Source organism: Lelliottia sp. CFBP8978 (genome assembly GCF_034046055.2).
GTDB lineage: Bacteria > Pseudomonadota > Gammaproteobacteria > Enterobacterales > Enterobacteriaceae > Enterobacter.
On record NZ_CM188253.1, the window covers coordinates 1759282 to 1776671 of the forward strand.

Sequence of the window (17390 nt, forward strand, 5' to 3'; positions counted from 1 at the left end):
CCTGTGTTACGGGCCTTAGCGGCCCTTTGTTTTATCACGAGCAATAACCTGACTGGCGATCACCATAACCAGCGATAACACCAACAGTATGGTTGCCAGCGCGTTCACCTCGGGTGATACGCCGACTTTCACCATCGAATAGATCTTCAATGGCAGAATTTCGTAACCCGGGCCGGTGACGAAGGAGGAGACCACCACGTCGTCCATCGACAGGGTAAAGCTTAACAGCCATCCTGCCGCCACCGCAGGCATGGCCAGCGGCAGAATAATTTTACGCAGGATAGTGAGCTCGCTCGCACCGAGATCTTTTGCGGCTTCCAGCATCCGCACATCAAATCCTTTCAGACGGGAATAGACCGTCACCACCACGAAGGGCAAACAGAATGTGATGTGAGAAAAGAGCAGCGACCAGAAACCAAGCTGAACGCCCAGCAGCATAAAGAGCACCAGCAGCGAAATCGCCATCACGATGTCGGGCGACATCATCACCACAAACAGCATCCCGCTGACGAACGGCTTGCCGCGGAAACGGTAACGATACAGCGCCACGGCAGTCAGTGATCCGATAAGCGTCGCAAACGTCGCGGAGACGATTGCCATCGTCAGTGAGTGCTGCGCCGCCTGCAACAGGCTGTCGTTATTCATCAGCAGGCTATACCAGTGGGTGGTAAAGCCTTGCCAGTTGATCCCGAAGCGCGAGCTGTTAAACGAGTTCACGATCAGAATGATAATCGGGATGTAAAGGTATGCGTAAATGGCGGTCATAAAACCGCCGCGAAGCAGTCGACCGATCATTCGAGTTCCACCTTTTTATTCAGCAGGCGAGAGGCACGCCAGTAAACCAGCAGCATCAGGCCCATCACCACCGTCAGCGTAATGCTGGTGGCAGAGCCGAACGGCCAGTCGCGAATGTTCAGGAACTGGCTCTTAATGACGTTACCGATCAGCAGATTTTTGGCGCCGCCCATCAGATCGGAGACGTAAAACAGTCCCATCGCCGGTAACATCACCAGCAGACAGCCGGCGATAATGCCCGGCATGGTCAACGGAATAATGATACGCAGAAAAGTTTGCAGTTTACTCGCGCCCAAATCGCGCGCCGCTTCAAGCAACGGTTTATCCAGTTTCTCGATGCTGGAATAGAGTGGCATCACCATGAATGGCAGCAGAATGTAGACCAGACCGATAATCACCGCGCCCGGGGTAAACATGATCCGAATCGGCGTATCAATCACCCCCAGCCACAGCAGAAACTCATTCAGATACCCTTTAGTGCTGAGAAAAATTTTCAGACCGTAGATGCGAATGAGCGAGTTGGTCCAGAAAGGCACAATCAGCAAAAACAGCAGCAACGGTCGGATTTTTTGCGGCAGACGCGCCAGGAACCAGGCAAAGGGATAGCCCAGAATCAGGCAGGCGAGCGTGGCTATCACCGCCATATTGAGCGAGTGGAGCAACACGTCAAAGTAGAGCGGGTCCAGCAGGCGCGCGTAATTATCCAGCGTAAAGACCAGCTTGACGAAATTAGCGTCGTCGCGGGTCAAAAAGCTGGTAGCAATGATCATCAGGTTGGGCAGAAAAACAAACAACACCAGCCAACCCACGATCGTGGCAATCACCACATTCTGGAATTTACTTGTGTTCTTCATCGGCCAGCACAACCTCCCAGCTCTCTACCCAGTTAACCACCATTTTCTGATCGAGCGGATGGTCAAAGTCCGGATCGTCCTCGTTGAAGAACTCACTCACCAGCACCATTTTGCCGTTTTCCAGCTCGACGACGGACTCCAGGGTCATGCCTTTATAGTTTCGCTCGCGGATGTAGCCGATAAGTCCTTCGACGTCGGCACTGTCGTGGATCTCATCGACGCGAAGATCTTCCGGGCGCAGCATGACGTTGAGTTTTTGACCTTTCTCGACCGCAAAATTGACGGTGATATTGCACTCACGTCCTTCAACGCTTGCGCGCACGCGCTGTTCGTCCAGGCGTTCAATAACCGTGGCGTCAAAAATATTGATCTCGCCAATGAAGCTGGCTACAAACAGGTTTTTCGGCTCTTCGTAGATTTCGCGCGGCGTGCCGTCCTGCTCAATTTTGCCATCACGCATCACCACGATGCGGTCGGACATGGTCAGCGCTTCTTCCTGATCGTGAGTAACGAACACAAAGGTAATGCCGAGCTTACGCTGCAGCGCTTTTAGCTCGTTTTGCATCTGTTTGCGCAGCTTGTAATCCAGCGCGGAGAGCGACTCATCCAGGAGCAAAAGACGGGGTTTGTTGACCACGGCGCGGGCAATAGCCACACGCTGTTGCTGGCCACCGGAGAGCTGATGTGGCTTTCGCTGAGCAAACTCATCGAGCTGAACCATCCGCAGCGCGTCGTTGACGCGAGGCGCTATTTCATCGTCAGGCGTTTTTTGCATCCGCAGGCCAAATGCCACGTTTTCAAACACGGTCATATGCGGGAAAAGCGCGTAGCTCTGAAAGACGGTGTTAACGTGACGATGTTCGGCGGGAACATCGGTGATGTCCTGATTTTCAAGATGAATGTGGCCGTTGTCGACGTTTTCCAGTCCGGCAATCAGGCGCAGAACGGTTGTTTTGCCGCAGCCAGAGGGGCCAAGCAGCGTGAGAAATTCACCGTTATTGATAGTCAGGTTAAGATCGTCAATGACGGTTTTACCATCGAAACTTTTGCTGATCCCCGACAGAAGAACCAGCGGTGACAGTGTTCCAGGTTGTGTATTCAATTTTCGGCGCGGTCCCTTATAAACGCGTCGGTGGACTTACCGACAGCGGGGTTTGTGTGTAACCACCTTGGTGACTCTTAATGAGGGCGGCCATTCTACGGCAAACGACTGAAATCACCAATCCTTGTCACTGATTGATAAGCTACATTTATTAACGAATAACAACATAAACGAAAATATTCTCGTTTACGGGATAAAAGTGACCTGACGCAATATTTAGGTTTGGATGCTTATTGATAATGTTGTCACGAAAAGTGAGGGTGACTGCATGGATAAATTACTTGAGCGTTTTTTACAGTACGTTTCGCTGGATACCCAATCTAAACCGGGTGTCCGACAGGTGCCGAGCACCGAAGGCCAATGGAAGCTGTTAAATCTGCTAAAAGAGCAACTTGAAGAGCTTGGCCTGGTCAATGTGACCTTAAGCGAGAAGGGCACTGTGATGGGGACGCTGCCGGCCAATGTCAAAGGTACGATCCCGGCCATTGGATTTATATCCCATGTTGATACGTCACCTGATTTCAGCGGTAAAAACGTCAATCCGCAGATTGTCGAAAACTATCGTGGCGGCGATATCGCGCTGGGTATCGGCGATGAAGTTCTCTCCCCGGTGATGTTCCCGGTGCTGCATCAACTGCTCGGTCAGACGCTTATCACCACCGACGGTAAAACGTTGTTGGGTGCGGATGACAAAGCGGGTGTGGCGGAGATCATGACCGCGCTGGCGGTGCTGAAAGGCAACAATATCCCCCACGGCGATATCCGTGTGGCCTTCACGCCGGACGAAGAGGTGGGCAAAGGGGCGAAGCATTTTGACGTGGAAGCCTTCAACGCGCAGTGGGCCTACACCGTCGATGGCGGCGGAGTGGGTGAGTTAGAGTTCGAAAACTTTAACGCGGCGTCCATCACGATCAAAATTGTCGGTAATAATGTCCATCCTGGCTCAGCCAAAGGCGTGATGGTTAACGCCCTCTCTTTAGCCTCGCGTATTCACGCTGAAGTGCCGGCGGAAGAGAGCCCGGAACACACCGACGGCTATGAGGGTTTTTACCACCTCACCAGTATCAAGGGCACGGTAGACAGCGCGCAGATGCATTACATCGTTCGCGATTTCGACCGCAAAGCCTTTGAAGCGCGTAAGCGCAAGATGATGGAGATCGCCAAAAAAGTGGGCAAAGGGCTGCACCCGGATTGCTACATTGAGCTGATCATTGAGGACAGTTATTACAATATGCGCGAGAAAGTCATGGAGCATCCGCATATTCTGGATATCGCCCAGCAGGCGATGCGCGACTGCGATATCGAACCGCAGCTTAAACCGATTCGCGGAGGAACCGACGGCTCGCAGCTCTCTTTTATGGGGCTGCCATGTCCAAACCTGTTCACTGGCGGGTATAACTACCACGGCAAACATGAGTTTGTGACGCTGGAAGGGATGGAGAAAGCGGTGCGGGTGATTGTACGGATCGCGGAGCTGACGGCGAAGCCATAAAAAAAGGTTCATCGCGGTTAAGCGTGAACCAATAGAAAACGGCGGTAAAAGTGGTTAGTTTTGTATTCGCCAAAACACTAACCAGCCACTCAACCGCCGTCTGCCATGAATGCTAATCTTTCTTCCCTCTTCTGGGAAGGTTTCACTGTTGATTCCTTCACTCATCCTGCACCGGATGCTCTGCTTATTACGCTCCGGCCTGACCCCGGTTTTGCGCCGTCCTGCCGTCGATGTGGCTGTAGAGACTGTGCTGTCCATGATGTCTCTGTGCGACGGGTTCGTGAGCGCGATTTACTTCACTGGCGCGTCACACTTCAGCTTCCCGTTCGCCGTCTGCGCTGTTCCCGCTGCGGGATTGTCACCGAGCGCATCTCATGGGTGCCTGAACGGCAACGTTACACGTCCTCGTTAGCGACCTGGGTGGAATCTCTTACCCGGTTATTGCCGGTTAAGCATGTGGCACAGTTGACCGGTCTGCACTGGCACACCATTAAAAATATCGACTGCCGACGCCTGCGGCGGGAACTCCGGGAGCCTGAACGGCACACGCTGCGCCGCCTGATAATGGATGAGTTCGCGCTGTTCAAAGGGCATCGCTATGCCACGGTTGTGGTGGATGCAGATACACAACGGGTGCTGTGGGTCGGTGAAGGGCGCAGCCGGGTAGCCTTCCGTCCGTTCTTCACCTGGCTGGGCCCGGAAGGATGTGCCGCCATCGAATCTGTCGCGATGGATATGAATACGGCGCTGGACCTGGAAGTGAGAGCGCAGTGCCCGCAGGCGGAAGTGGTGTATGACCTGTTCCATGTTGTGGCGAAGTTCGGCCGGGAAGTCATCGACAGAGTGAGGGTCGATCAGGCGAATCAGTTGCGTGACAACAGCAAGGCGCGGAAGGTTATCAAACGCAGCCGCTGGTTGCTGTTGCGTAATCCAGAGAACCTGCCGGCCGGGCATGAGGTGAAACTGGCAGAGTTGCTGGCGGCGAACCAGCCGTTAAATACGGTGTATGTGATGAAAACAGCCCTGAAAGAGCTGTGGTATGCCCCGGATAAAGACGTTGCGAAGCGTCGCTGGAATGAGTGGTACAGGCAGGCACAGGAAAGTGGCATCAGGGCGTTGCAGCAGTTCGCTGATAAGCTGAAGGGTTACGTGAGCGGCATAATCGCGAGTGCCACGCATCGTCTGAATACCAGCGTACTTGAGGGAATGAACAACAAGATCAAAGTGATAAAACGAATGGCATACGGATACCGGGATAACGACTACTTTTTTATGAAGATAAAAGCAGCGTTCCCCGGTAAGGCGCGATGAACCTAAAAAAAGCCCGGGGCGCAGTGGCTGCCGGGCTGATTTATGCATTGTTATATATGCCGGGTCAGGCGCAGCGCCATCACCCGGCGATACAAACAGCTTAGTCCTCGAAGAACCAGTATCCGCTGTTCACCAGTGCGGCGAGCATCGCCAGGAATGAAGGATCTTCCAGCGCGTCACCGAACGTTTCGGCGTTCAGCACCATATGGCTGGCCAGTGCTTCCAGGGCCGGGCGGTGCGGGGAGTCGAGCTTTTCGCCGTTAACGAAAATCTCATCGCCAATGCGCAGCACGCGTAATCCCCCTAAACGAACCAGCGAATCACCCTGTTGCAGCGCATCATAAATCTCATCCGGCTGGTAAGGCGGTTCGGCAGGCGCGACGTCCAGTTCATGACGAGACTGGCTGATAAACTCACCAAACCACTGTCTGAAATGTTCCGGCTGATTGATCAGGCCCATCATCATCTCGCGCAGTTTATCTAACTCTTGCGGCAGAATATCGGCTGGATGTTCGCGCGCCGGAACGTCCGGATCGCTATACCGGTGGCTGCCCAGCTCGCGTTGCAGCACATAATCCGCAAATCCACTGATCATCTCGCGCCCGCTTGGCGCCCGGAAGCCCACGGAATAGTTCAGTGAGTTCTCAAGGGAGTAGCCTTCGTGCGGGAAGCCCGGCGGAATATAGAGAATATCGCCTGGCTCCAGCTCTTCGTCGATGATGCCTTCAAAGGGATCCACCTGAAGCAGATCCGGATGCGGGCAGTGCTGTTTCATCGGTACTTTTTCACCGACACGCCAGCGACGACGGCCAGTTCCCTGAATGATAAACACATCGTACTGATCGAGGTGCGGGCCAACGCCACCGCCGGGAACGGAGAAGGAGATCATAAGATCGTCCATGCGCCAGTCGGGCAGGGCACGGAACGGGTGCATCAGGGCTGCGGTCGGTTCATGCCAGTGGTTAACGGCCTGGACCAGCAGCGACCAGTTGTTCTCACCCAGATGATCATAGCTCTCGAACGGACCGTGGCTCACCTGCCATTTACCGTCCTGATGACTCACCAGTCGGCTGTCGACTTCGTTTTCCATCGCCAGTCCCGCCAGCTCATCCGGCGAGATGGGATCGACAAAATTGCTGATACCGCGTTTCAAAACGACCGGGCGTTTTTGCCAGTAGCGTTCGATAAAGTCGGGCCAGTTAAGTGTTAATTGATAATCCATATTTATATTTCCGCAGGCTCTTACTGAGTCGGATTATAACGGAAGCTCATCACCCTGCGCGTGAGAATCTCGCTTTTTTCACATTCCGGCCTAACTATCGTCAGAGGAGGGATGCTGACGGCCAAAAACGGCGACCATTCGCGCGCCGCCCAGCAGACTGTCGCTGGTTTCGATACGCCCGTTGTATTGATCCACGATCTCCTGAGCAACCGATAAACCGACGCCCTGACCAGGACGCAGCGTGTCAGCGCGTTGCCCGCGATCAAAGACCACATCGCGTTTGTTTTGCGGGATACCCGGACCATCATCTTCAACGATGATATGCAGCTCTTCTTCCGTCTGCAGAGCGGAGACCTCAACAAATTCCAGACAATATTTGCAGGCGTTATCCAGCAGGTTTCCCATCACTTCCATAAAGTCATTTTTTTCGCCGACAAAGCTGATTTCTGGCGAAATATCGAGGCTGATATTCACCCCTTTGCGCTGATAGACTTTATTGAGCGCGGAGGTCAGGCTATCCAGCAGCGGTGCGACCGGATGCAGCTCCCGGCTTAACAGTGCGCTACCGGAGCGCATACTGGCGCGGTGCAGATAGTAGCCAATTTGCTGAGAGATACGGCTGATTTGCTCCAGCATCACCGGCTCTGCATCATCCACGCTCAGTTTAGAACTGCGCATTGACCGCAGGGTACTTTGCATGACGGCGAGAGGGGTTTTCAGGCTGTGCGTGAGATCGGTGAGGGTGGTACGGTATTTGTCGTAACGTTCGCGTTCGCTTTTGAGCAGGCGATTAAGATTGCGCACCAGGCTTGTCAGTTCGCGTGTCGTTTGTGGGTTAAGTTTCTCGCGGTGGTGCTCTTCCAGCTCACGCACCTCTTTTGCCAGCGATTCAATGGGGCGAAGGCTCCACCATGCTGCCACCCACAGCAGCGGGATCACCAGCAAAAAGTTAGCTGCCAGAACATAGATGAACCAGCTCCAGACCCTGTATGAACGTTTAAGCTCAACCGGAATGGTATCAATGACCACAATAGTCAGCTGCGGCATATCAACGGTTGCAGGATAAAGATTAATCGCGACCGAGTGGGTCATCTCGGTGTCATCGTCATCTTCCCGGATTTCGGCAAGCTCACGCTGCATTGAGGTATCGTTGCCCAGCAGCGCGCTGGTGGCATTGAGATCGGTTTCCAGTTCGTGGAACCCGTTGGTTCTGAGCCATTCCGGGCGAATGCTTTTTTCCAGCCACGGAACATGCCGTTGCGCCCACAGAAGCTGGCCTTTTTCGTCATAAATCAGCGCCATCGTCGGACTTTGCCGGTCCAGATTTTCCGGCATTTCCACGCTGATGCGGTTATTTTCCCATTTCGCCAGCGTGTAAAAGAGATTGCTCTCTCCGCGCAGCAGGCGGAAGGTGGTTTTATCAAAGCTGACGCTGTATCCCACCAGCGCCACCATCCCGTAGGAGAGTGACAAGATCAGCACCACCGCTGCGGTTGCCAGTAAGAAGCGAACCCGCAGCGAAAGCGGCAAGAGATGGCGAAGGATCTTTTTCATTTAGCGTAGTTCAAACAGATACCCCTGGCCCCTCACCGTCGTGATGACGTCCTGCGGGTACTGTGCCTGAATTTTTTTACGCAAGCGGCCCATCAACACATCAATGGTATGGCTTTCACGCAGTTCGGCATCAGGATAAAGCTGGAGCATTAACGAATCTTTGCTCACCACTTTACCGCTGTTGCGAATAAGCGTTTCCATAATGGTGTATTCAAAGGCTGTCAGCTTAATAACCTCGTCATTGATGGAAAACTCGCGGCGAGAGAGATCGACCTGGAACGGAGGAAGAGAAATAACCTGAGAAGCCAGCCCGCTGTTACGGCGCATCAGCGCCTGCATGCGCGCAGCAACTTCTTCAATATGGAAGGGCTTGGTCACGTAGTCATCTGCGCCAGCGCTGAGCACTTCGACCTTATCCTGCCAGCCTTCGCGGGCGGTTAAAACCAGTACCGGAAGGGAGACGTCATGGCTTCGCCAGCGGCGGATCAGCGACAGACCGTCTTCATCGGGCAACCCCAAATCGACGATGGCTATATCCGGTACATGCTCATTGAGATAGTAATCCGCTTCTTTAGCGTCTTCTGCGTCATCCACCTGGTGCCCCAGATCCTGAAGCTGAACTTTCAGGTGATGACGTAGCAATGCATTATCCTCAACAACCAATACGCGCATCATCTCTTCTCCCTAAAATTAATGGTATGAATAGTTTAACGCTGATTATGTTGTTATGGGGATAAACATTGAGTAAACCGCAGAGGAAGGAACCCTCTTTCCGGCGGGAAAGAGGGGGAGGGGCATTATTTCAGTTCATCTACCATGGTAATGGCACGACCAATATAATTTGCCGGCGTCATCGCCTTGAGGCGCGTTTTCTCTTCTTCCGGCAGCGCCAGTCCGTCGATAAACTGCTTCATCCCTTCTGCATCGACGCGTTTGCCGCGGGTCAGCTCTTTCAGTTTTTCGTATGGTTTTTCAATCCCGTAACGACGCATCACCGTCTGAATCGGCTCCGCCAGCACTTCCCAGTTATGATCCAGCTCGTCCAGCAGACGATCGCGGTTCACTTCCAGTTTGCTCACGCCTTTCAGCGTCGACTGATAAGCAATCAGCGAGTAACCAATTCCCACGCCCAGGTTACGCAGAACGGTGGAGTCCGTCAGGTCGCGCTGCCAGCGGGAAACCGGCAGTTTGCTGGCCATGTGCTGCAGCAGAGCGTTCGCCAGACCCAGGTTGCCTTCGGAGTTTTCGAAGTCAATAGGGTTCACTTTGTGCGGCATGGTGGAAGAGCCTATTTCACCGGCAATGGTTTTCTGCTTGAAGTGGTTCAGCGCCACGTAACCCCATACGTCACGATCGAAATCGATCAGAATGGTGTTGAAACGGGCGATGCAGTCAAACAGCTCGGCGATGTAGTCATGCGGCTCGATCTGGGTGGTGTACGGGTTCCACTGGATGCCCAGCGAGGTGACGAACTCTTCACTGAACTGATGCCAGTCTACTTCCGGGTACGCGGCGATGTGGGCGTTGTAGTTACCCACCGCGCCGTTGATTTTACCGAGGATCTCAACCTGTTCCAGCTGACGATACTGGCGCTCCATGCGGTACGCCACGTTCGCCATCTCTTTACCCATTGTCGATGGGGTCGCCGGCTGGCCGTGGGTGCGGGAGAGCAAAGGAATGTCACGGTATTGCAGCGCCAGGTCTTTTACCGCGTCGATAATTTTGCGCCAGTAAGGTAAAACCACTTCCTGGCGGGCAGTCGACAGCATCAGCGCGTGAGACAGGTTGTTGATATCTTCTGAAGTACAGGCGAAGTGGATGAACTCAGACACCGCGTGCAACGCAGGGACGCTCTCCACTTTTTCTTTCAGGAAATACTCAACGGCTTTCACGTCGTGATTGGTTGTGCGTTCGATGGTTTTAATGCGCGCGGCGTCTTCTTCGTTGAAGTCAGCCACGATTTTATCAAGGTAATCGTTTGCCTGGGCGTCAAAAGCAGGAACTTCCTTGATTGCTGCCTGGGCAGCTAACTTTTGCAGCCAACGCACTTCAACCTGCACGCGGAACTTCAGCAGACCATATTCGCTGAAGATCTCGCGCAGCGCGCTGACTTTATCGCCGTAACGTCCATCGACGGGGGAAACGGCGGTCAGTGAGGATAATTCCATAATTCGCAACTCCGGGAGGTTAACAATGAGCAAGAATTTGTTTTGCCTGAGTCGTCAGGCGATGACGAGAAAACATTAACTGCAGTCGGCCGCCGCCAACCTGATGCCACAGCACGGCAGCACGAATGCCGGCCAGCAGTGAGGCGCGAACTTTCGCCTGCACCTGCGGGCTTTGCAGCACGGCAGGGGAGCCGGTGACCTGAATGCGCGGCCCAAGCGGGCTGATGACATCAACGTAAATGGCGGCCATTGCGCTCAACAGCGTTTCAGACTGGAGGTCAAAGTGATCAAGCTGGCGCTGAAGCCCGGCAATGCGGTTGCCCAGCGTATCCATCGCACCTTTCGCGTTGTTCAGTTTACGCTCCAGCACCATCAGGCTGAGGGTGTAACGGGTGAGTTCTGCGTTTAAACCCTGACGGCTGCTGGCGTTCAACACGCCGAGCAGGGTTTCGAGACCGAGGCGAAGATTGGTTTCGCTACCACCGAACACGCCAAGCGTTGAGCCTGGGTTAAGATCGATGACGCTGTTAAGCGAAACGTGCAGCGCATCAGCGTCGCAATGACCCTGATGTGCCAGCTGTTGCACCAGACGGGCAGACTGGCAAATGCCTGCCAGCGCCAGGGTGATGTCATAGTAATTCTTCGCCACACGTGCTCCTTTTGGTGTGTAATCAGTTTAAACCGCTGCCAGCGGAAGACGCTGTTCAATAATCCCGCCGCCCAGACAGATTTCGCCCTGATAAAACACGGCAGACTGACCCGGGGTGACGGCGGAAACCGGTTCATCGAAGCGAACCTCAATGCGGTCATTATCCAGCGCGGTGACGGTGCAGGGAATATCGGTCTGGCGATAACGGGTTTTGACCGTGCAGCGCAGAGGACCTGCGAACGGCTCGCGATCGACCCAGTGTAATTGCTGCGCGATAAGACCCACAGACATCAGACGCGGATGTTCGTGCCCCTGCGCAACAATCAGAATATTGTTTTCGACATCTTTATCGACGACGTACCACGGCTCTTCGCTGCCTTCTTTGGTGCCGCCGATACCCAGACCTTTACGCTGTCCGAGGGTGTGATACATCAGGCCCTGATGCTCACCGACGTCATCGCCGTCAACGGTGATGATTTTGCCCGGCTGTGCCGGCAAATAGCGGCCCAAAAACTCGCGGAATTTACGCTCGCCGATAAAACAGATACCGGTGGAATCTTTTTTCTTCGCGGTGATGAGATCGAGCTCTTCGGCGATTTTACGCACTTCAGGTTTTTCCAGTTCACCGACCGGGAACAGGCTTTGCGCAATCTGCTCATGGCCCAGCGTATAGAGGAAATAACTCTGATCTTTATTGCCGTCGAGACCGCGCAGCAGCTGGCTTTTGCCATCGACATCTGCGCGACGCACGTAGTGGCCGGTCGCGATATAATCAGCGCCCAGATCTTCGGCTGCAAATTCAAGGAAGGCTTTAAATTTGATCTCTTTATTACAGAGGATGTCCGGGTTCGGGGTACGGCCCGCTTTGTATTCGGCCAGGAATAGCTCGAATACATTGTCCCAGTACTCTGCCGCAAAGTTAACGGTGTGCAGCTCAATGCCGAGTTTATCGCAGACGGCCTGCGCATCGGCGAGATCCGCAGCAGCCGTACAGTATTCCTCGCCATCATCTTCCTCCCAGTTCTTCATGAACAGGCCCTCGACCTTGTAACCTTGCTGTTGCAAGAGCCACGCGGAGACGGAAGAGTCGACACCGCCGGACATGCCGACGATTACTTTTTTCTGGCTGTTATCTGACATGGAATACTCACGACATTGAACTTAAAGGCGGCGTATTCTATCACGCGACCCCACCATTGGCATCCTCTGTAAACGGCCAGTTAAATTCACTCACGATCTCAAGCGGCAAGCGACCGCCAGACTGATAGCAGCGAATACTTTCGGCAACCAGCGGCGAGCGCAGGTTTGGCGCGTTAAGGATCTCCTCAGCAGTGACCCACAGGCAGCGATCGATGTCGTCGTCGTGCGGTTCAGTGGCGCACATTTCGTTAAGTTCGACCACGAATAAAAAGCGCAGAAAAGGGGTGCGATCGGGGGCTATCCACTGATGCAGGCGAATAAAGTGCTGGGGCCCGGCATGGATCCCGGTCTCTTCCCACAGCTCGCGTTTTGCGGCCTGAACCAGCGTCTCGTCGGCTTCGAGATGTCCGGCGGGCTGATTCCACAACGCTTTGCCGTTAATCGTCTCTTCGACGACCAGAAATTTATCCTGTGCGTGAACCAGCGTGGCGACCGTAACATGAGGTTTAAACATGATATTTTCCTTATTCTGTAGCGTCCCGCCACGCACCATTTGCCAGCGAGTCCAGCGTGTAATTGCCCATGGCATAGCGGATCAGTCGCAGCGTCGGGAGGCCGACGTGGGCCGTCATCCGACGAACCTGACGGTTACGGCCCTCATAAAGGGTTATTTTGAGCCAGGCCGTGGGGATCGATTTTCGCTCACGAATAGGCGGCTGGCGCGGCCACAGCCATTCGGGTTCGCCGACGAGCTCGACTCCCGCAGGCAGCGTCGGGCCGTCGTTTAGCGTCACGCCATCGCGCAGCGCAGCAAGAGCCGCTTCCGTTGGCTCACCTTCGACCTGGACGTAATAGATTTTTCCGGTGCGCTTGCCCGGCTGGGTGAGGCTTGCCTGGAGCGCCCCGTCGTTGGTCAGGACCAGCAGGCCTTCACTGTCACGATCCAGACGCCCCGCAGCGTAAACCCCTTGCACAGGAATAAAATCTTTTAAGGTGCTGCGTCCCGCTTCGTCGGTGAACTGCGGCAAAACATCGTAGGGTTTATTGAACAAAATGACCCGTTTTGGCTGGCTGTCTTGCGTTCTTCTGGTGGCTTGTCGTGAGCTGAATCGCTCAACCCGGTGATTTCTAAAAGAAGTTTTCTTCATGGTATTTTCAGACCCTGTCAATTGCCGCATTATAGCCTAATAACGAATGCCTTTCATGGCGGCAGACATTCAGGTACTATCGAAAGGCTCATTACAAATTATTAACATAAGATCAGTAACAACCAGAAGCGCTCGAAGGAGAGGTTAATGGAAAGCAAAGTAGTTGTTCCGGCGGAAGGTAAAAAGATCACCCTGCAAAACGGCAAAATTAACGTTCCACACAATCCGGTTATTCCGTTCATCGAAGGTGATGGAATCGGTGTAGACGTTACTCCTGCAATGCTGAAAGTGGTTGATGCCGCTGTTGAGAAAGCCTACAAAGGCGAGCGTAAAATTTCCTGGATGGAAATTTACACCGGTGAAAAATCGACCCAAGTTTACGGCCAGGACGTTTGGCTGCCGGCAGAAACGCTGGACCTGATTCGCGACTACCGTGTTGCCATTAAAGGCCCACTGACCACACCAGTGGGTGGCGGTATTCGTTCCCTGAACGTTGCTCTGCGTCAGGAACTCGATCTGTACGTGTGTCTGCGTCCGGTGCGTTACTACCAGGGTACACCAAGCCCGGTAAAACACCCTGAACTGACCGATATGGTGATCTTCCGTGAAAACTCTGAAGACATCTACGCTGGCATTGAGTGGAAAGCGGACTCTGCAGACGCAGAAAAAGTGATTAAATTCCTGCGCGAAGAGATGGGCGTGAAGAAAATTCGCTTCCCTGAACATTGCGGCATCGGTATCAAGCCATGCTCTGAAGACGGTACTAAACGTCTGGTGCGCGCAGCCATCGAATACGCTATCACCAACGATCGTGACTCTGTGACGCTGGTTCACAAAGGCAACATCATGAAGTTCACCGAAGGCGCATTCAAAGACTGGGGCTACCAGTTGGCGACTGAAGAGTTCGGCGGCGAGCTGATTGACGGCGGTCCGTGGCAGAAAATTAAGAACCCGAACACCGGCAAAGAGATCATCATTAAAGATGTGATCGCCGATGCGTTCTTACAGCAAATCCTGCTGCGTCCGGCTGAATACGACGTGATCGCCTGTATGAACCTGAACGGTGACTATATCTCTGACGCACTGGCTGCACAGGTGGGGGGTATCGGTATCGCTCCTGGCGCAAACATCGGTGACGAATGCGCGCTGTTCGAAGCGACCCACGGTACTGCACCGAAGTACGCAGGCCAGGACAAAGTGAACCCGGGTTCAATCATCCTCTCCGCTGAGATGATGTTGCGTCATATGGAATGGTTCGAAGCCGCAGACCTGATTGTTAAGGGCATGGAAGGCGCGATTAACGCCAAAACCGTGACTTACGATTTCGAACGTCTGATGGAAGGCGCTAAACTGCTGAAATGTTCAGAGTTTGGCGACGCGATTATCGCAAATATGTAATTCCTTCATTGAGTTATATCAGAACGGGAGCCGTCAGGTTCCCGTTTTTTTTGGCGCGATGGGTTCGCGGTTGGCTTTGTAAAAAGGTGTTGCACTTTGCTGGCGTAAAATCCTGGTGATTCATATCCAGACAGCTACGCTTAGAAAGGTAACCTATATCGGGAGGGGTTATGTTGACTCATTCTGAAGCCAAACGGTGGGCATCGGTAATGCTTAAATCGGCATTATGCGATGGGATGAAAACTGATGAGATTTCCCGACAGGTACACCTGGTCTGCGATCATCACGGACGGGAGTGCCTGGAAGAGTTGATAGAGGAAATCCTGATAGAAGCGGGACGAATAGGTCCTAGACACAGTGCTGGCGAGAATCACCAGCATTGACGTCAATCCTTCTGCTTGCCGCCCTCGGGCGGTTTTCATCCATACTGACAGCACCGTGTTAAATTCGGGAGTCCAATGGCTCCCGAATTCATTTTATCGGCCCCATGATTCCTGAGCGATTAGAGCGTCTGCTTGACTTTGAAAAGGGATACGGACTGCGACAGAAGATGGGCCTGGTCGTTCACGCCGGATGCGGTGGTGGCAACTTCTTCAACCAGCGCCGCATTTTGCTGCGTCACATGGTCCATTTGAGTGATCGCCACGCGGATTTGCTCCACGCCACGGCTTTGCTCTTCCGAGGCCATCGCAATATTCTCCATCACCACATTGACCTTACTCACGGCAGTGCTGATATCAAGAATGGTCTGGCTGGTTTTCGTCGCCAGCTCGGCGCCTTCCTGGATATAAAGCGTCGATTGGTTAATCAGCGTGGTGATCTCTTTGGCTGAGTCGGTGCAGCGACGAGCCAGATTTCTGACTTCCTCTGCAACGACGGCGAATCCACGGCCAGACTGACCCGCCCGCGCAGCTTCTACTGCCGCATTCAGCGCCAGAATATTGGTCTGGAAGGCAATGCTGTCGATGACGCTGATGATCTCGAACATCTTTTGCGCACTCTGGCTGATGGCATCCATTTTTTCCATCATATGCCGCATCTGTTGCTCGCCTTCGGTAGCAATACCGGCCGCATTCTGCACCATCTGCGAAGCCTGTAGCGCGTTATCGGTGTTCATTTTCACCGTTGAGGAGATTTGCTCCATGCTGGCGGCGGTCTCCACGACTGCGGCTGCCTGTTCTTCAGTCCGGCGAGAAAGATCGCTATTCCCGGCGGCTATTTCCTGGGTGCCAATATTGATAGATTCGACACCCTGACGGATAGATACCACCGTCGAATTCAATTCTGCTTGCATTATCTGGAGAGAAGCAAACAGCTGGCCAATTTCATTATTGTTCGCAACATGAATTTCACCCGTGAGATCGCCTTTTCCGATGGACTCAAAATGCTGAGTCACATTCTTGAGTGGGCGGACTAATATATTTCGCATCCAGATGTTGACGATCAAAAATAAAATGGCGGACAGAATCAGTACACTCAGCATCACAATCAGCGCGAAATGATAGGACTGATTGCTGAATTGAATCACCTTATTAAGATTACGCTGGGTTGAGGCCATATAAGATTGATACTCATTGTCCCACGCCTGACGGGCCTGCAACGTTGAAGGGTGACTGTTCTCATACTCCGCCTTCAGTTCCTGCACATCGTCGATGGTGGTCACCTGGCTGGCATTACGATTAATTACGGCGATTTGCTGATCGTATCGCTCTTTCATTCTTGCCCCTACATCGGGTTCGATAGTGGACAGTCCGGGGATTTTCATAAACTGCTGATAGTGCTCATCCGCAATCGACATCTCTTTACGAACGCTTTCCTGCACAGCGGGCTCATCAATATCGTCACCGTGAATTTTTGCCTGGGTAGCTGTGTCAATAATAATACGCGCATTTATTATGGCATCCCGGACGGAGTTCAGTGCCTTTTGCTCCCCGGCGTTATAGCTCAGGGTCCGAATATCGCTATTACTGCGATAAAGAAAATTCAGACCAAGCCCGCTGGAGATAATAAGCATGAGAGTAAAAGATGCCAGAACGATCAGTAGTCCGATGCTAATTTTAATATTTTTCAAGATAACGCCCTCAATAACCTGTGTCTGTATAACATCATTCTTGACAGGGTTATCGGCAGGGGGAAGAGGGGCTTGATTCGCTAAAACGTTTAAAAGAACCAAAAGTGAAAAAATAACGCGATATATTTTTATTGGCTTATTTCGCGAGATTTAAACTTGATGATCCTGATGCGTATGCAGGCGAACGGGGGAGAGCGCAGCGTGACGGTCCCACTCTGACAATACGAGCAAAAAAAAGCCCACTCGAAGGTGGGCAAGAAATACTGGAAGCAATGTGAGCAATGTCGTACTGAATACCCGAGTGTTTTGCTCAACTATTCAGTGTTGAGAAAGATAATCTTTCTCAACAAAAGATGCAACCCCATCTTTTGTGTGGCTCGTTATTTTTTTCTGTATGGAAAATACACAGTCGGGCTTTGTGATGCCTGTCACAAATTTCATTTTGGAAATCCTGTGCTATGCTTTTCTGTGTCGTTGATTTAATGA

Annotated in this window: 15 protein-coding genes; 3 read left to right on the top strand and 12 right to left on the bottom strand. The window is 52.9% G+C overall.

The window, feature by feature from the left end; translation table 11 throughout:
• Window positions 1–15 precede the first annotated feature (15 nt).
• Genes potC through potA form a run of 3 tightly spaced genes read right to left on the bottom strand, consistent with a single transcriptional unit; the run spans window position 16 to window position 2751 of the window.
• Window positions 16–795: a spermidine/putrescine ABC transporter permease PotC gene (gene potC / locus SOM82_RS08190; RefSeq protein WP_320461208.1), complete on the bottom strand. Its 780-nt coding sequence runs from the start codon at window positions 793–795 to the stop codon at window positions 16–18.
• Window positions 792–1649, bottom strand: coding sequence for a spermidine/putrescine ABC transporter permease PotB (gene potB / locus SOM82_RS08195; RefSeq protein WP_154125101.1), 858 nt, complete (start codon window positions 1647–1649; stop codon window positions 792–794). Before potB ends, potC begins: the two co-directional genes overlap by 4 nt.
• Complete coding sequence (gene potA, locus SOM82_RS08200) at window positions 1633–2751, bottom strand: spermidine/putrescine ABC transporter ATP-binding protein PotA (RefSeq protein ID WP_320461209.1); 1119 nt, start codon at window positions 2749–2751, stop codon at window positions 1633–1635. The genes potB and potA overlap by 17 nt, the downstream gene beginning before the upstream one ends.
• 268 nt (window positions 2752–3019) lie before the next feature.
• Between potA and pepT the strand changes: the two genes are divergently transcribed.
• Both pepT and SOM82_RS08210 read left to right on the top strand, forming a co-directional pair.
• Window positions 3020–4243, top strand: a complete 1224-nt coding sequence (gene pepT / locus SOM82_RS08205; protein WP_320461210.1) for a peptidase T — start codon at window positions 3020–3022, stop codon at window positions 4241–4243.
• Window positions 4244–4348: 105 nt separating this feature from the next.
• Window positions 4349–5554 carry an ISL3 family transposase gene (locus SOM82_RS08210; RefSeq protein WP_320461766.1) on the top strand — a complete coding sequence of 402 codons (1206 nt, stop codon included), beginning with the start codon at window positions 4349–4351 and terminating at the stop codon, window positions 5552–5554.
• Window positions 5555–5654: 100 nt separating this feature from the next.
• On the opposite strand, the gene SOM82_RS08215 is transcribed toward SOM82_RS08210, so the two are convergent.
• From SOM82_RS08215 to rluE, 8 genes are all read right to left on the bottom strand, one after another.
• Window positions 5655–6776 (bottom strand): ribosomal protein uL16 3-hydroxylase, encoded by a 1122-nt coding sequence (locus tag SOM82_RS08215; protein WP_320459243.1) that lies wholly within the window; start codon window positions 6774–6776, stop codon window positions 5655–5657.
• Between the two features lie 90 nt (window positions 6777–6866).
• Window positions 6867–8330: a two-component system sensor histidine kinase PhoQ gene (phoQ, locus tag SOM82_RS08220; RefSeq protein ID WP_320459244.1), complete on the bottom strand. Its 1464-nt coding sequence runs from the start codon at window positions 8328–8330 to the stop codon at window positions 6867–6869.
• Window positions 8331–9002 carry a two-component system response regulator PhoP gene (gene phoP, locus SOM82_RS08225; RefSeq protein ID WP_154125883.1) on the bottom strand — a complete coding sequence of 224 codons (672 nt, stop codon included), beginning with the start codon at window positions 9000–9002 and terminating at the stop codon, window positions 8331–8333.
• Between the two features lie 125 nt (window positions 9003–9127).
• Window positions 9128–10498, bottom strand: a complete 1371-nt coding sequence (purB, locus tag SOM82_RS08230; RefSeq protein WP_320459245.1) for an adenylosuccinate lyase — start codon at window positions 10496–10498, stop codon at window positions 9128–9130.
• A gap of 19 nt (window positions 10499–10517) precedes the next feature.
• A complete protein-coding gene (hflD, locus tag SOM82_RS08235; protein WP_320459246.1) occupies window positions 10518–11147 on the bottom strand; it encodes a high frequency lysogenization protein HflD in 630 nt (209 codons plus the stop codon).
• Between the two features lie 27 nt (window positions 11148–11174).
• On the bottom strand, window positions 11175–12287 hold the full coding sequence (mnmA, locus tag SOM82_RS08240; protein ID WP_154125107.1) for a tRNA 2-thiouridine(34) synthase MnmA: 1113 nt from the start codon (window positions 12285–12287) through the stop codon (window positions 11175–11177).
• 40 nt (window positions 12288–12327) lie between these two features.
• A complete protein-coding gene (locus SOM82_RS08245; RefSeq protein WP_320459247.1) occupies window positions 12328–12801 on the bottom strand; it encodes an NUDIX domain-containing protein in 474 nt (157 codons plus the stop codon).
• Between the two features lie 10 nt (window positions 12802–12811).
• A complete protein-coding gene (rluE, locus tag SOM82_RS08250; protein WP_154125109.1) occupies window positions 12812–13465 on the bottom strand; it encodes a 23S rRNA pseudouridine(2457) synthase RluE in 654 nt (217 codons plus the stop codon).
• Window positions 13466–13582: 117 nt separating this feature from the next.
• Here rluE and icd point away from each other — a divergent pair, with 117 nt between their 5' ends.
• Window positions 13583–14833: an NADP-dependent isocitrate dehydrogenase gene (icd, locus tag SOM82_RS08255; RefSeq protein WP_154125110.1), complete on the top strand. Its 1251-nt coding sequence runs from the start codon at window positions 13583–13585 to the stop codon at window positions 14831–14833.
• Window positions 14834–15335: 502 nt separating this feature from the next.
• Here icd and SOM82_RS08260 read toward each other — a convergent pair.
• Window positions 15336–16904, bottom strand: coding sequence for a methyl-accepting chemotaxis protein (locus tag SOM82_RS08260; RefSeq protein WP_320459249.1), 1569 nt, complete (start codon window positions 16902–16904; stop codon window positions 15336–15338).
• Window positions 16905–17390 lie beyond the last annotated feature (486 nt).

Excerpts from the sequence above, each read along its gene's own strand:
- SOM82_RS08210 (WP_320461766.1), top strand. The coding sequence starts at position 4,349 with ATGAATGCTAATCTTTCTTCCCTCTTCTGGGAAGGTTTCACTGTTGAT.
- SOM82_RS08215 (WP_320459243.1), bottom strand. The coding sequence starts at position 6,776 with ATGGATTATCAATTAACACTTAACTGGCCCGACTTTATCGAACGCTAC.
- mnmA (WP_154125107.1), bottom strand. The coding sequence starts at position 12,287 with ATGTCAGATAACAGCCAGAAAAAAGTAATCGTCGGCATGTCCGGCGGT.
- potC (WP_320461208.1), bottom strand. The coding sequence starts at position 795 with ATGATCGGTCGACTGCTTCGCGGCGGTTTTATGACCGCCATTTACGCA.
- pepT (WP_320461210.1), top strand. The coding sequence starts at position 3,020 with ATGGATAAATTACTTGAGCGTTTTTTACAGTACGTTTCGCTGGATACC.
- SOM82_RS08245 (WP_320459247.1), bottom strand. The coding sequence starts at position 12,801 with ATGTTTAAACCTCATGTTACGGTCGCCACGCTGGTTCACGCACAGGAT.
- phoP (WP_154125883.1), bottom strand. The coding sequence starts at position 9,002 with ATGCGCGTATTGGTTGTTGAGGATAATGCATTGCTACGTCATCACCTG.
- phoQ (WP_320459244.1), bottom strand. The coding sequence starts at position 8,330 with ATGAAAAAGATCCTTCGCCATCTCTTGCCGCTTTCGCTGCGGGTTCGC.
- icd (WP_154125110.1), top strand. The coding sequence starts at position 13,583 with ATGGAAAGCAAAGTAGTTGTTCCGGCGGAAGGTAAAAAGATCACCCTG.
- potB (WP_154125101.1), bottom strand. The coding sequence starts at position 1,649 with ATGAAGAACACAAGTAAATTCCAGAATGTGGTGATTGCCACGATCGTG.
- purB (WP_320459245.1), bottom strand. The coding sequence starts at position 10,498 with ATGGAATTATCCTCACTGACCGCCGTTTCCCCCGTCGATGGACGTTAC.
- rluE (WP_154125109.1), bottom strand. The coding sequence starts at position 13,465 with ATGCGGCAATTGACAGGGTCTGAAAATACCATGAAGAAAACTTCTTTT.